Origin of the sequence: Nocardia altamirensis NBRC 108246, from assembly GCF_001612685.1 — a bacterium.
Classification (GTDB): Bacteria; Actinomycetota; Actinomycetes; order Mycobacteriales; family Mycobacteriaceae; genus Nocardia; species Nocardia altamirensis.
Genome location: NZ_BDAY01000009.1, coordinates 224421 through 237958 on the forward strand (window position 1 = coordinate 224421; position 13538 = coordinate 237958).

Sequence of the window (13538 nt, forward strand, 5' to 3'; positions counted from 1 at the left end):
TATTTTCAGATAGCGGGCAAGAAGTCCAGACCCAGACAGTGGTTCGAGGCACAACACGCCAACGGCGGGTGGCGCACGCCACCACCCGCCGGGCGATCTACTTGACGCTGCCCGCCGTGAGGCCTGCGACGAGGCGCTTCTCGATGAGCGCGAACAGGATGACGACCGGAATGATGCCGACCGTGGAAATAGCGAACACGTATTGCCACGACGTGTCGTACTGACCGACGAACTTGGTCAGCGCCACCGACAGCGGCTGGTTCTCCGGTGTCGTCAGCACCACCAGGCTGGCGGCGAATTCGTTCCAGCAGGACACCACGACGAAGATCGTCGCGGTGACGATGCCGGGCCAGACCAGCGGCAGGCTCACCCGGACCAGGGTCTGCCAGCGGCTGAGCCCGTCCAGTTGCGCGGCCTCCTCGATCTCCACCGGAATCGAGGCGAAGAAGCTGTGCAGGATCCAGACCGCGAACGACAGGTTGAACGCCGCGTTCACCAGAATCATCGCCAGCCAGGTGTCGTTGATGCCGACCGCGAAGAACTCCCTGATCAAACCGGTCACCAGCACGGTCGGCTGCAGCATCTGGGTCACCAGCACCAGGCCGAGGAACACCGCGCGGCCCGGAAACTTGTGCCGCGCCGTGTAATACGCCGCGGGGATGGCGACGAGCAGCACCAGCACCGTTGCGCACACCGAGATGATGATCGTGCTCGTCAGGTTGTACGACAGCGGCGTTTCCGGGGTGTCCCACATGGTGACGTAGTTGTCCGGATGCCAGCTCTCCGGCAGGTACGTCGGTGGGATGCGCAGGATTTCGGCGCGTTCCTTCAACGAGCCGAGCACCATGACGATGAACGGCAGCAGGAACAGCGCGGCCAGCACGACGCCAACCGCGGTCAGGTCCCAGCGACGGCGCTTCGCGCGGCCCGCCGACCGTTCGTCACGCGCACCGACTTCGGTTGCGCCGGTGACCTTTTCGAGCTGGGTCAGATCGGCGGTCATCCGTCCACCTCCTGGGTAGGCCGGATCACCTTCACGTAGATCGCGATGATGACGATGATCAGCACGAAGTTCAGCACGCTCATCGCCGCCGCCGTGTCGATCTGTTGATTCTGCCGAATCAGCTTGAACAACAACGTGGTCGTCGTATCAGCCTGGAAGCCGGCGATGCTGCCGGTGATCACCTGCAGAATCGGCAGCGAGTTGAACGAGTTGATGATGTTGATGATCGTCGCCACCGCGATCGCCGGACGCAGCTGCGGCAGCGTGAGAAAGCGGTAGCGCTGCCACGCGCTCGCACCGTCGACCCGGCCCGCCTCGCCGATCTCGGCCGGAATCGCTTGCAGCCCGGCCAGAATCGTGTAGGTGGTGAAGGGGATCGAGACGAACACCGCGACACCGATCGCCACCACGAACGCGGGCCCCGGCTGCTTGGTGAAGCCGAAACCCCGGTCGAGCAGGCCGATATCGACCAGGAACCGGTTGGCGATGCCGACGTCGGGGTCGAGCATGTAGTAGAAGATCGTGGTCGTCATGACCACCGAGGCCGCCCACGGCACCAGGATCGCCATCCGGACCGCGGTGCGGCCGGGAAAGTCCTTGTTGAGGAATTGGGCGAGCCCGGCGGAGATCACCAGGGTGATCAGCACGACCGCGACCACCCAGACCACGGTGTGCACCAGGATCGAGCCGAGCTCCGAAATCTGGAACAGGGTGCGGTAGTTCGCCAGTCCGGCCGAGCCACGATCCTGCCCGTAGGCGCTCAGATCCCGAGTACTGGTCCACACCATGTAGCAGGCAGGGAAGGCGACGATAGCCGCGATCAGGACCAGCGCGGGTCCTATCCACGGTATCGCCGCCAGCGTTCCTTTGCGTCGCACGCTACTTCGCGGCTTCCTGGATCCGCGTCAACACCTGGGCCGGATCGGTGCCCTGTGCGATGGTGCCGATCTGCTGCCGGATCGCGCCTTGCGCCGCAGCCCATTTCGGGTTGTTGCTCGGGTAGAACTGCGCCACCGCGAGGGTCGAGCCGAAGGCCTTGGTCACCGGGTCCGAGGCCAGCTTGGTGGCCGCGGTGTTGGTGATCGGGATGAAGCCCTCTTTGGACACGAACTTGGCGTAAACGTCGGCGCCGTAGAAGAAGTCGAGGAACTTCTTGATCGACTCCGCCTTCTTGCCGTCCTTCTTGAACGCCATCAGGTGATCGGCGACGCCGAGGGTCACCGGGGTGCCGGTCTTGGTCGGCGACGGCGCGGTCGCGTACTGCAGGCCGGGGTTCTTCGACGCGATCTGGCCGATCGTCGGGGGCAGGCCCTCGATCATGCCGATCTTGCCCTGGATGAACGCGTTGATCACGTCCTTGCGGTCGGTCGCGCCCGGGTTCGGCTGAGTGACACCGGCATCGGCGATCTCGCGCATCGCGCGCACGCCCTCGAGGTTCTGCGGGGTGTCGACGGTGACCTTGTCACCATCGGACCACTTGCCGCCCGCGCCGAAGGTCCAGATGGAGGTCTCGCCCTGGGCTTCCTCGCTGCCGAGCGGCAGGCCGTAGCCCGAGACGCCGCCGCCGAGTGCCTGGATCTTCTTGGCCGCGTCGGTCAGCTCGGCCCAGGTCTTCGGCGGCGTGGCGACGCCGGCCTTGGTGAACAGGTCGGTGTTGTAGAACAGGGTGCGCGCAGAGGCGAACAGCGGCAGCGCGTACTGCGTTCCGTTCAGCGAGGCGTTCTTGGCGAAGCCGGGCTGGATGTCGGAGAGCACCTGCGGCGACACGACTTCACTGGCGGGATAGAGCATTCCGTCGCTGGCGAAGCTGGAGTACGCATCAATGTTCAGGACGTCGGGGGTGGTCGACTGGGACTGGAGCTTGGTGCGCACCACGTCGTTGATCGAGTTCCACGACTCCATCTGAAGGTTCACTTTGAGGCCGGGGTTCGCCTTCTCGAAGTCGGCGATGATGCCGTCCCACAGCGCCTTCGTACCGGAAGCCCCGTCGCTGTAGGCCGGAGCTAAGAAGTTGATCGTGGTGTCGGAGTCGGCGGAATCTTTCGAGCCGAACCCACAGGACGAGATCGCCAGCGCAACGCCGGTGACCATCGCGACCCCCGCGAGCACGCCGTGGAGTGGTCTTTTCACGAGCAGAACCTTTCAAATTTGCACACCCGGCGCCACTGGACAGCCGATGATGGGATCGAACAGATCGACCCGTAACTTAACCTAGTCCTAACCCTGCTCATATGTGACCGATTCGCTCGTAAATTTGACATGAACGATCACCGGGCGGATTCTGGTGTGGTGTCGATCTCCGCCGAACCCACGCCTGCCACCCATCTGGCCACCGAAATCGCCACCCAGCCCGACGACTGGGCGCGCGCCGCAACGATCGCCGCCGAACACCGCGCCATCCTCCCGCAATCCGGTGAGCGAGTGGCCGTGATCGGCTGCGGCACTTCCCTTTTCATGTCCAAAGCGATCGCGGCACTGCGCGAGAGCGCAGGCCAGGGCGTGACCGACGCCTGGCCGGCCAGCGAGGTGAGGTCCGGCCGCGAATACGACCGTTACCTGGTGATCTGCCGTTCCGGCACCACCACCGAGGTGGTCAATGCCATGCGGGACATCCCAGCACACATTCCGCGCACGGTCATCTGCTCCAGCCCCGGCACCCCGGTGCTCGAGCTCGGCGACCCGATCATGATCGACGAGGTCGACGAGCAGTCGGTCGTGCAGACCCGCTTCGCCACCACCGTCCTCGCCATCCTGCGCTGGCACCTCGGCGAGGACCTCGCCCCGGTGATCGAGCAGGCCCGCGCGGTGCTCGCCGAGGATCCCGCGATCTCGCTGGCCGACGTGCGCAGCGCAGAGGAGATCAGCTTCGTCGGCATGGGTTTCGCGGCGGCCATCGCCGAGGAGGCAGGCCTGAAGCTGCGCGAATCCTGCCAGTCCTGGACCGAGTCCTACCTGGCCACCGAGTGGCGGCACGGGCCGATCAGCATCGCGAAGCCGGGCCGCGCGGTCTGGGCGTTCGGACCGCTCGTCCCGAACTTCACCGCCGACGTCGCCGTCACCGGCGCGCACTTCGAACACCGGGACATCGACCCGATGGCCGACCTGGTCCGCATCCACCAGCTCTGCGTGCTGCGCTCGGCCGATCTCGGCCTCGACCCCGACCACCCGCGCAACCTGAACCGCTCGGTCGTCCTCGATCAGTGATCGGTACGAGCCGTGTCTACCCGCCCTGCCGGCTGCCATCCCCGAGTGGCAAGCGGCCACGCCCCCTCCGGAACCACGCCACCCCCGGCGCCGGGAACTAGGGTGCCAAGTATGAAACCCACTGCCGGTGCCGCCCGGCCCGCGGCCGGGTCTGCCGGACCGGCCGCGATGGCTCGGCCCGGCGGCACAACGACGCGTTCGGCTGCGGTACTGCCGCAGCCGGACGCGTTGGCCGACGATGCGCTTGTGCTCGGTCTCGACGTCGGTGGCACCACCATGAAAGGCGAGATCACCGACGCCGACGGCCACGTATTCGCCGCAGCGACCGTCGCAACGCCGCAGGGTGAGGCCGCATTCGAGGCGATGGGTGCGGTGGGTGACCAGTTGCTCGCCGAGTTGACCGAGGAGCAGCGCGACCGGGTCGGCCGGGCGGCCGTTGTGGTGCCGGGCATCGTCGATCCTGTCGAGTCGATCGCGGTATTCAGCAGTAACATCGGCTGGCGTGACGTGAAGGTCGGCGATCGATTCAGCGGCCGGTGGCACATGCCGGTCCTGCTCGAACACGATGTGCTCGTCGCCGGGTGGGCCGAATGGCGATTCGGCGCGGGCCGCGGCCACGACAACGTGTGCGTTGTCATCCTCGGCACCGGCATTTCCGGCACCCTGTCCGTCGGCGGTCGGCTGCTGCGCAGCAGCTACGGCCAGGTCGGCGAGTACGGCCATATCCCGGTCCGCGCGAACGGGCTGCCCTGCCCGTGCGGCAACATCGGCTGCGTCGAAACCGTTGCCTCCGGCGCCTCGATCGCGCGGGCGTACACCCGCCGGACCGGACGCGAAATGGACGGCGCCGCAGAAGTATTCGCACTGGTCGACACCGACTCGGACGCCGCGGCGGTGCTCGCCGACGCGGTCGACGCGCTCGCCGACGGTCTCATCGGCATCGTGCACGCCGCCTGCCCCGAGCTGATCATCCTCGGCGGCGGGCTCGCGGGCGCCGGTGCGGCCCTCACCGATCCACTGCACCAGGCCATCGCCGACCGCCTGCACCTGGTTCCCGCGCCCCGCGTGGTGCTCGGGGAGTACGGCGCACGCGCCGGGCTGACCGGCGCCGCGCTGTTCGCCAGGCAGGGGGCGCTGGAGTGAGGGAGCGAGTGAACCGAGGACACAGTTGTGCGGCCACGCACGACGGAGCTGAGCGTCAGCGAGGCGGAGTCGTGAGGGAGCGTCAGCGAGCGAACCGAGGGCACAGTGTGCGGCCGCGCACGACGGAGCTGAGCGTCAGCGAGGCGGGGTCGTGAGGGAGCGTCAGCGCGCGAACCGAGGGCACAGTGTGCGGCCGCGCACGACGGAGCCGAGCGTCAGCGAGGCGAAGTCGTGAGTGGCCTATCCCGCTGCGAGCGGCGCACCGGCCGAATCGAGGCCGGCGCATGACTGGCACTCTCGATCTTCGCGGCCGCATCGTTTCCGCGAGCACGACGCTGGACGACGGGGTGCTCACGGTCAGCGACCAGCGGATCACCGGGGTCCGGTCGGCGGCGGAATGGGCTGCGGCGCATCCTAATTCGGAGCTGCCGCCGTTCGCGGGGACGGTGCTGCCCGGGCTGGTCGATGTGCACAATCACGGCGGTTTCGGGCACAGGTTCGACACCGTCGACGCGGCGGAAGCACGAGCGGCCGCGCAGTTCCATCATGCGAGCGGGTCGACGACCGTGGTGGCCAGCGTCGTCACCGGGGTGGCGGCGGACATGGTCGCCCAGACCGCGATGCTGCGTGAGCTGACCGAGGACGGACTGCTCGGCGGTATTCATGCCGAGGGACCGTTTCTGTCCGAGGCACGGTGCGGGGCACAGGATCCGCGGTATCTGCGCGACCCCGATCTCGAGCTGACCGACCAGCTGCTCGCCGCGGGCGGTGGGCACCTGCGGATGATGACGCTGGCGCCGGAACGCGCCGGTTACGACGCTGTCGCGCAACGCCTGACCGACCGCGGCGTGGTGGTGGCGCTCGGGCACAGCAATGCCGATTACGGGGCGTTCCTGAAGGCGTTGCGGCCCACCGGCTTCGGCAGCATGGTCACCCATCTCGCGAACGGCATGCCACCGCTGCATCACCGCGACCCCGGTCCCGTCGGCGCTGCCCTGGTCGCGGCTGCGGGCGATGACGTGACGGTCGAGTTGATCGGCGACGGCGTGCACGTCGACCCTGGTTTCGCCGCACTGGTTTTCGCGACCGCGCCGGGCCGGGTCGCCCTGATCACCGATGCCATGCAGGCGGCCGGACTGTCGGACGGCGAATACCAGCTCGGTCCGCAGGCGGTGACCGTGCATCAAGGGGTGGCCAGGATCGCGAACGGCTCGATCGCAGGCGGCATCAGCACCCTGCTCGACGGGGTGGTGCGGGCGGTGCGCGAATCCGGCGTGCCGTTGCCCGACGCCGTCGTCGCCGCCACCGCGACGCCTGCCGCCGCGCTCGGCCTGACCGATGTCGGTGACTTGCGTATCGGCCATTTCGCCGATGCACTGGTAGTGGATGAAAACCTCCGGTTACGCCGAGTGCTCAGACGAGGACAGTGGTTGTCGTGATCCTTACCGTGACTATGAATCCCGCCTACGACATGACCTACCGGGTCGAACACTTCGAGCGCGGTCAGGCACATCGGGTCAGCTCGGTGGAGCAGCGCATCGGCGGCAAAGGCATCAACGTCACCAGAGTGCTCAATCAACTCGGAAAGTACGCCAGGGCAACGGGTTTCTCCGATCACGCCTTCGCGGCCGCCGCCGAGCTGGAGATGCCGGTCGACTTCGTGCACGCGCTGCCGTGGGTCCGGCGCACGGTGGTGATCAGCGAGTCCGAGGACGGCACCGCGACCGCCCTGTGGGAGCCGGGCGCCCGCGTCTCCAACCCGCACGCCGCCGAACAGCTCGCGGTCCGCGTGGTCGGCCTGCTGCCCGAAATCAACGGCCTGGTCATCTCGGGCTCCCTACCCGGCGGCATCTCGCCGACACTGCCCGCGGAGATCGCCCGCAGCGCCATCGCCGCCGACGTGCCGACCATCTGTGACGTCGACGGCGAAGCACTACGCCTGGCCGCCCAGGTCCCCGGCGTCATCCTGATGCCAAACGGCGACGAGCTACGCGACCTCACCGGCACCAAGCCGGCCACCCCCGACGAAGTAGTCGCCGCCGCACTGCCGTTGCTGGACAACGGCGTCCGCGCCGTCATCGCCACCCGCGGCGCCGACGGCATGGTCGCGGTCACCGCCGACGGCGCCTGGTCCGCCGTCCTCCCCGAGCCGCTCGCCGGAAACCCCACCGGCGCAGGCGATTCCGCCACCGCCGCGGTCATCGCCGCGCTCACCGCCAAGCCGGTCCCCGACTGGCCGACCATCCTCGCCGACGCGGTAGCCACCTCGGCCGCGGCCGTGGTCATCCCGGTGGCCGGCGAAATCGACCGCTGCCTGCGCACCCGCATCGCCCCCACCGTCCGCGTCTCTCAGCTGGACCTGCCCGCCCGCCGAGAAACCGTGCTGTGAGCGCGCGAACCATCGACACTGTGAGCGCGCGAACCATCGGCACAGCGCCGAGCACGGCGAAAATCCTTGCCACCCTTGTCGTTCCGGCCTCGCTCGGCGAGCAGTCCGGCGTATTCAGCATTCAGGAGATACCGCTATGTCGTTGACGCCTGTTTCCGACCTGATCGCCGCGGCGCGACCGGGTGGGCTCGGCGCCTTCAATGTGATCACGCTGGAGCATGCCGAGGCCATCGCGGCGGCGGCGGAGTCCGCGCAACGCCCTGTGGTGCTGCAACTTTCGGAGAACACGGCGGCCTACCACGGCAGTCTGGCGCCGTTGGCCCTTGCCTGCCTGCGCATTGCGGCGGACAGCACCGCCGACATCGCCGTTCACCTCGACCATGCGACCACGCCTGAATTGGTCCGCGCCGCAGTCGATCTCGGCATCCGTTCGGTCATGTACGACGGGTCGACCCTCGACTACGCCGCAAACGTCGCCTCCACCGCCGACATCACCCGCTGGTGCCACGACCGCGGCGTGCACGTCGAAGCCGAACTCGGTGAGGTCGGCGGCAAGGACGGAGCCCACGCCCCCGGCGTCCGCACCGACCCCGCCGAAGCCGTCGAATTCGTCGCGGCGACCGGCGTGGACGCCCTCGCCGTCGCCGTCGGTTCCTCGCACGCCATGCACACCCGCACCGCCACCCTCGACAACGACCTCATCGCCGCCCTCGCCGCGAAAGTCCCTGTCCCCCTGGTCCTGCACGGCTCCTCCGGCGTCCCCGACGCAGGCATGCGCGCCGCCGTCGAGCACGGCATCACCAAGGTCAACATCGCCACCCGCCTCAACGTCCTGATGACCGAGGCCATCCGCGAAACCCTGGATGCCACCCCCACCCTCTCCGACCCCCGCAAATACTTGACCCCGGCCCGCACCGCCGTCCAATCCGAAGTAACCCGCTTCCTCCACCTCCTCACCCTCTGAAAAAGTGGCGGCCGGCGACGCGCAAACACAGCGCCGCCGACCGCGGGAGGGAAGTCTCGATCGGCCGAGCAGGCGGACCACAATCCCAGGTCACGCTCCTGGTGAAGTCGGCCGGCAGCGCACGGAGCACACGCCACCGGCCGGGCTGACCACCACTCCATCAACCATCCTCAACCGACATCCCCCACCCTGCCCTCCCCACCTGAGCACAACCCCACCCCCGCCTGAGAGCCCCCTTAGGAATCACGAGTGGCACACCACGGAGTGCGCTTCTCGCACTTTGCCGCAGCCATGTGCCACTCGTGGTGACTGACCAGGAGAGCGGGCTGTGGATGGGCGCGTTTTCTGGGGATAAGTGGGCCTTGGGCGTGGGGGTTGGTTGGTGGGTGGGTGCAGGATCGCGGGCATGGGGGAACTCGATGAGCCATTTCCGGGAACGTGGGCGATTGCCGCAGGTGCGGTCAGCGCGTGGGAGTTGCGCAAGGATTTCGAGCGGGTCTATCCGGATGTTTATGTCAGGAAGGGCGTGCCTCTCGATGCGCGGGGGCGTGCGCTGGCGGTCGGGCATTGGGCCAAGGGCGAAGGCATCCTGGCCGGGTTCTCGGCCGCGGCAATGCACGGCACCCGCTGGCTCGACGCCAAACCAGCCGAGATCGTGCTGCCGCACCGCGCGCGACCACCACGGGGCGTACGGGTGTATCGCGATGCGATCCATGCCGACGAACTGTGCACACTCAGCGGTTTCCGGTGCACCACACCGGTTCGAACCGCATTCGACGTGGCGCGGCGCCTCGACTTCACCGAGGCCGTCGAGGTACTCGACGCCCTCTGCAATGCAACAAAACTCGCTCCGAAAGACATCGAGCACTTCACCGAAGTCCACCCCGGCCTCCGCGGTCGCAGCAAGGTAGGCGTCGTGCTGCCCTACATCGATGGCGGCGCCGAATCCGTCCCGGAAACCCGCACCCGCCTCCTTCTCCTGGAAGCAGGCCTACCGAAACCGGAAACCCAGATCCGCATCACCGGTCCCGACGGACTGACCGTCGCTCGCCTCGACATGGGTTGGCGCCGTTGGCAAGTGGCCGTCGAATACGACGGAGCCCACCATTGGACCGACCACGACCAACGCGCCTGGGACATCGACCGCAACGCAGTCCTCGAATCCCTCGGCTGGACCCTCATCCGAGTCAGCGCCACCCTCCTGACCACCCGACCCCACACCATCATCTCCCGAGTCACCCGCGCCCTCCGCGCCCACAACGCCGACTACTGACGAGTGGCACACCACGGAGAGGCCTTCTCGCACTTTGCCGCAGCCATGTGCCACTCGTCGGGCGAAGGGGCCTGGTCGGCGGCGCGAGCGAGGGGTGCGCCGCCGACCCGGCGCTGCGGTGGACCGGGCAGTGGTCCACCGGGTCTTGGCGGTGGTGATGAACGCCTTCTACCTTTGTCGGTTCGGCTGAAAGGTGGCGTCATCGCCGCTGTGAGTCCGCTGGGAGTGGGCCCCCCGATCAGATGGAGTTGCCTGAGCAGATGGAGGCAGTGCGTATCGAGTCGGCGCGAAGCCGGTCGACTACTTCAGGACGTAGGGGGAGACGGAGCTGCGGTGCTCGCTGATGTCGAGGACCTTGCCGAGGGGTGGGAAGGCGCGCTGCGGGCAGTTGGTGCGTTCGCAGACGCGGCAGCCCGCGCCGATGGGGGTGGGCTGGACCTCGTCGAGATCGATGCCGTCGGCGTAGATCACGCGGCCCGCGTGGCGCAGCTCGCAGCCCAGTCCGATGGCGAAGGTCTTGGACGGCTGGCCGTAGCGGGTGGCGCGGCGTTCGACGGTGCGGGCGACCCACAGGTATTTGCGGCCGTCGGGCATCTGCGCGATCTGCGTCATGATCTTGCCCGGGTAGGCGAAGGTCTCGTAGACATTCCAGAGCGGACAGGTTCCGCCGCTGGCGGAGAAGTGGAAACCGGTGGCGGACTGGCGTTTCGACATATTGCCCGCGCGGTCGACGCGGACGAAGGAGAACGGGACGCCGCGTAGCTTGGGCCGCTGCAGCGTCGAAAGCCGGTGGCAGATGGTCTCGTAACTCTGGGTGAAGAAGGCCGAGAGCCGCTCGATGTCGTAGCGGAAGTCCTCGGCCACCTCGAGGAAGTGGGTGTAGGGCAGCACGGTGGCGGCCGCGAAGTAGTTCGCGAGCCCGAGCATGGCCAGCTTGCGGGTGTCTTCGGACGCGAAATTGCCTTCCTCGACCAACTTTTCGAGTAGATCACCGCATTCGAAGTAGGCGAGTTCGGCGGCGAGCTTGAAGGTGCGCTGCCCGCCGGAAAGGTGCGGCGCGATCTCCAGGCGCTGCGTCTGCGGATCGTAGCGGTGCAGCACGCCCTCGCCGAGGTCGATGCGCTCCACGATCCGCACGTCGTGTGCGCGCAGGATCCTGGCCACCTCGCTGTTCACGTCGCCGCCGTGGAAGCGGATGCGCGCGGTGAGTTCCTCTGCGGCGGCATCCAATTCGTGGATGTAGTTCTGGCGCTGGTAGAAGTAGTCGCGCACTTCCTCGTGCGGCTTGCTGATCGCCGCGCTGCCCGAGCCGTCGGCGAACCGGTCCTCGGTGGCGGCGGCCAGCTGGGCCGAGGTGTTGCGGTAGCGGTTGTGCATGTTGACCAGGGCGCGCGCCATGCTCGGGTGCGCCGAGACCATGTCGGCGATCTCCTGGGTGTCGGCCTCGATGCCGAGTTCCTGGTCCATCACGACCTCTTGCAGCTCGGCGATGAGCCGGGTGTCGTCCTGGGAGGAGAAGAAGGTCGCGTCGACCCCGAATACCTCGCTGATCCGCAGCAGCACCGGCACGGTGAGCGGGCGCACGTCGTGCTCGATCTGGTTGAGGTAGCTCGCCGAGATCTCCAGCTTCTGGGCGAGTGAGACCTGGCTCAGCCCTCGTTCGGTCCGCAGCTGACGAAGCCGCGCCCCGACGTAAGTCTTGGCCATGCGTCCAGTTTATGGGCGATTTCGCAACCCTGCCAATGGGGAATTAGCAGCAGAGCTGAGCGATATGTCACAGGCGCGCGTTACCGTCGACGGGTGTTGTTCTCGCATGTCGTCCAGGTTTCCGAGGCAGTCCGCGCGACCAGGTCGCGAAAGACGAAGATCGCAGCGTTCGCCGAGCTGTTGACCGCCGCCGCGCCGGCGGAGCTCGCGCCGGTGGTCGCGTGGGCATCCGGCGAGCTACGCCAGGGACGCATCGGGACCGGGTGGCGAACCCTCACCGCCATGGACACTACATCGGCACCTGTTGCGGCACTGACAGTTTCGGCGGTCGACGACGCGCTGACCGAGTTGGCGGGCACCTCGGGTTCCGGATCGACGGCGCGACGCAAAGCGCTCCTGTCCGCGCTGTGGACGGCCGCGACCGCCGACGAACAAGCGTTCCTGCTTCGCCTGCTGACCGGCGAGCTGCGTCAGGGTGCGCTCACCGCGATCGTCGCCGAGGCGGTCGCGGTGGCTGCCGAGGTGCCGATCGACCTGGTGCGCCGCGCCTACATGCTGTCCGGTGCGCTGCCTGTCACCGCGATTGCCGCGCTGACCGGCGGTGTCGAGGCGCTCGGCGCCTTCCGGCTCGAGGTGGGCAGGCCGATCCAGCCCATGCTCGCCTCGCCGGGCGCATCTCTGGACGAGGTGCTCGACGAGTTCGACGGCGACGTGAGCGTCGAACAGAAGATGGACGGTGCACGGATCCAGGTGCATCGCGGCGGCGCCGAGGTGTGGGTGTTCACCAGAACCCTGCGCGACATCACCGCGGGCGTGCCCGAACTGGTGCAGTTGGTGGCCGGGCTCGACTGCACCAGCGTCGTGCTGGACGGGGAGACCTTGGCGCTCAACGATTCCGGGCGGCCACGTCCGTTCCAGGAGACGATGAGCCGATTCGCCGAGGTGAGCTCGACGCGCGAATTGTTGTTGCACCCTTACTTTTTCGACTGCTTGCATCTCGACGGTCATGACCTGCTCGACGCGCCGCTGTCGGAGCGGCGCGCCGCGCTCACGAAGGTGGCGGGTGAGCACAGCATTCCCGCGCTGATCCGGCCGGACGCGGAGGCCGCCGCCGAATACTTCGACGGTGCGCTGGCCGCAGGCCACGAAGGCCTGATGATCAAGTCACTGTCCGCGCCCTACGCGGCGGGCAGGCGTGGCCGGGCCTGGCAGAAGATCAAGCCGACGCACACCCTCGACCTGTTGGTCCTCGGCGCCGAATGGGGCTACGGCCGCCGCACCGGCTACCTGTCCAACCTGCACCTCGGCGCCCGCGACCCGATGACCGGCGAACCGGTGATGGTCGGCAAGACCTTCAAGGGCCTCACCGACGCACTGCTGCAATGGCAGACGGCGGAATTCCCACGCCACGAACGGGCCCGCGACGATCAGACCGTCTATCTGTTCCCCGAACTCGTCGTCGAAATCGCGCTGGACGGGGTGCAGGTCAGCCCGCGCTACCCCGGCGGTGTCGCCCTGCGCTTCGCCCGCGTGGTGCGCTACCGCCCCGACAAGGAGGCCATCGATGCCGACACCATCGACACGGTCCGCGCGTTGCTGCCGTGAGCCGAGGGAGCCGGATTTTGGATCCCATTGGCCCAGGCTTGGCACCTCTTTACCGAGCGGTGTCGCGACCGAGACCCAGGTGAATGCGCAGGTATTTCTCGATGAACACTGCAACGCCCTGCTCGGTGCCGCACTCCAGGCGAATGTCCGGATCGATGATCGTTTCGTGCACCCGCCGATGATCACCGGCGGCACCCGATTCGGCTGATAGAGGACAGGATCCAACTTAACGCATGGCCGACGCGCGGTG

13 protein-coding genes are annotated in these 13538 nt (G+C 67.6%); 9 read left to right on the forward strand and 4 right to left on the reverse strand.

The window, feature by feature from the left end; genetic code table 11:
* Positions 1 to 97: 97 nt before the first annotated feature.
* The 3 genes from NA11_RS05915 to NA11_RS05925 are packed head-to-tail and all read right to left on the reverse strand — an operon-like array spanning position 98 to position 3133.
* On the reverse strand, positions 98 to 1003 hold the full coding sequence (locus NA11_RS05915; RefSeq protein ID WP_174567663.1) for a carbohydrate ABC transporter permease: 906 nt from the start codon (positions 1001 to 1003) through the stop codon (positions 98 to 100).
* The gene (locus tag NA11_RS05920) at positions 1000 to 1881 is read right to left on the reverse strand and encodes a carbohydrate ABC transporter permease (protein ID WP_069160698.1); all 882 of its coding nucleotides are present in this window, start codon (positions 1879 to 1881) and stop codon (positions 1000 to 1002) included. Before NA11_RS05920 ends, NA11_RS05915 begins: the two co-directional genes overlap by 4 nt.
* 1 nt (position 1882) lies before the next feature.
* Positions 1883 to 3133, reverse strand: coding sequence for an extracellular solute-binding protein (locus NA11_RS05925; RefSeq protein WP_245745732.1), 1251 nt, complete (start codon positions 3131 to 3133; stop codon positions 1883 to 1885).
* A 156-nt stretch (positions 3134 to 3289) separates the two neighbouring features.
* Here NA11_RS05925 and NA11_RS05930 point away from each other — a divergent pair, with 156 nt between their 5' ends.
* The 7 genes from NA11_RS05930 (at position 3290) to NA11_RS05955 (ending at position 9976) form a co-directional block, all read left to right on the forward strand.
* Positions 3290 to 4207 (forward strand): SIS domain-containing protein, encoded by a 918-nt coding sequence (locus NA11_RS05930; protein WP_245745733.1) that lies wholly within the window; start codon positions 3290 to 3292, stop codon positions 4205 to 4207.
* A gap of 111 nt (positions 4208 to 4318) precedes the next feature.
* Complete coding sequence (locus NA11_RS05935) at positions 4319 to 5350, forward strand: ROK family protein (RefSeq protein ID WP_084654204.1); 1032 nt, start codon at positions 4319 to 4321, stop codon at positions 5348 to 5350.
* A 284-nt stretch (positions 5351 to 5634) separates the two neighbouring features.
* The gene (locus tag NA11_RS05940) at positions 5635 to 6789 is read left to right on the forward strand and encodes an N-acetylglucosamine-6-phosphate deacetylase (protein WP_069160700.1); all 1155 of its coding nucleotides are present in this window, start codon (positions 5635 to 5637) and stop codon (positions 6787 to 6789) included.
* Positions 6790 to 6797: 8 nt separating this feature from the next.
* The gene (locus tag NA11_RS05945) at positions 6798 to 7739 is read left to right on the forward strand and encodes a hexose kinase (RefSeq protein ID WP_281196818.1); all 942 of its coding nucleotides are present in this window, start codon (positions 6798 to 6800) and stop codon (positions 7737 to 7739) included.
* 20 nt (positions 7740 to 7759) lie between these two features.
* A complete protein-coding gene (locus NA11_RS46990) occupies positions 7760 to 7885 on the forward strand; it encodes a hypothetical protein (protein ID WP_281196819.1) in 126 nt (41 codons plus the stop codon).
* Positions 7876 to 8703 (forward strand): class II fructose-bisphosphate aldolase, encoded by an 828-nt coding sequence (locus NA11_RS05950; protein ID WP_069160701.1) that lies wholly within the window; start codon positions 7876 to 7878, stop codon positions 8701 to 8703. Before NA11_RS46990 ends, NA11_RS05950 begins: the two co-directional genes overlap by 10 nt.
* A gap of 406 nt (positions 8704 to 9109) precedes the next feature.
* Positions 9110 to 9976, forward strand: a complete 867-nt coding sequence (locus NA11_RS05955) for a PDDEXK-like endonuclease domain-containing protein (protein ID WP_069160702.1) — start codon at positions 9110 to 9112, stop codon at positions 9974 to 9976.
* A 300-nt stretch (positions 9977 to 10276) separates the two neighbouring features.
* Here the strand turns inward: NA11_RS05955 and ramB are convergent, their stop codons facing one another.
* Positions 10277 to 11683 (reverse strand): acetate metabolism transcriptional regulator RamB, encoded by a 1407-nt coding sequence (gene ramB, locus NA11_RS05960; protein WP_069160703.1) that lies wholly within the window; start codon positions 11681 to 11683, stop codon positions 10277 to 10279.
* A gap of 93 nt (positions 11684 to 11776) precedes the next feature.
* On the opposite strand from ramB, the gene NA11_RS05965 reads away from it, so the two are divergent.
* Positions 11777 to 13288 carry an ATP-dependent DNA ligase gene (locus NA11_RS05965; protein ID WP_069160704.1) on the forward strand — a complete coding sequence of 504 codons (1512 nt, stop codon included), beginning with the start codon at positions 11777 to 11779 and terminating at the stop codon, positions 13286 to 13288.
* A 79-nt stretch (positions 13289 to 13367) separates the two neighbouring features.
* Positions 13368 to 13496: a hypothetical protein gene (locus tag NA11_RS46995; protein WP_281196820.1), complete on the forward strand. Its 129-nt coding sequence runs from the start codon at positions 13368 to 13370 to the stop codon at positions 13494 to 13496.
* The last annotated feature ends 42 nt before the right edge of the window (positions 13497 to 13538 follow it).

Bases quoted from the DNA above. Each gene is read 5' to 3' on its own strand.
- NA11_RS05955 (WP_069160702.1), top strand. From the start codon at position 9,110: ATGGGGGAACTCGATGAGCCATTTCCGGGAACGTGGGCGATTGCCGCA.
- NA11_RS05950 (WP_069160701.1), top strand. From the start codon at position 7,876: ATGTCGTTGACGCCTGTTTCCGACCTGATCGCCGCGGCGCGACCGGGT.
- NA11_RS05935 (WP_084654204.1), top strand. From the start codon at position 4,319: ATGAAACCCACTGCCGGTGCCGCCCGGCCCGCGGCCGGGTCTGCCGGA.
- NA11_RS05915 (WP_174567663.1), bottom strand. From the start codon at position 1,003: ATGACCGCCGATCTGACCCAGCTCGAAAAGGTCACCGGCGCAACCGAA.
- ramB (WP_069160703.1), bottom strand. From the start codon at position 11,683: ATGGCCAAGACTTACGTCGGGGCGCGGCTTCGTCAGCTGCGGACCGAA.
- NA11_RS05940 (WP_069160700.1), top strand. From the start codon at position 5,635: ATGACTGGCACTCTCGATCTTCGCGGCCGCATCGTTTCCGCGAGCACG.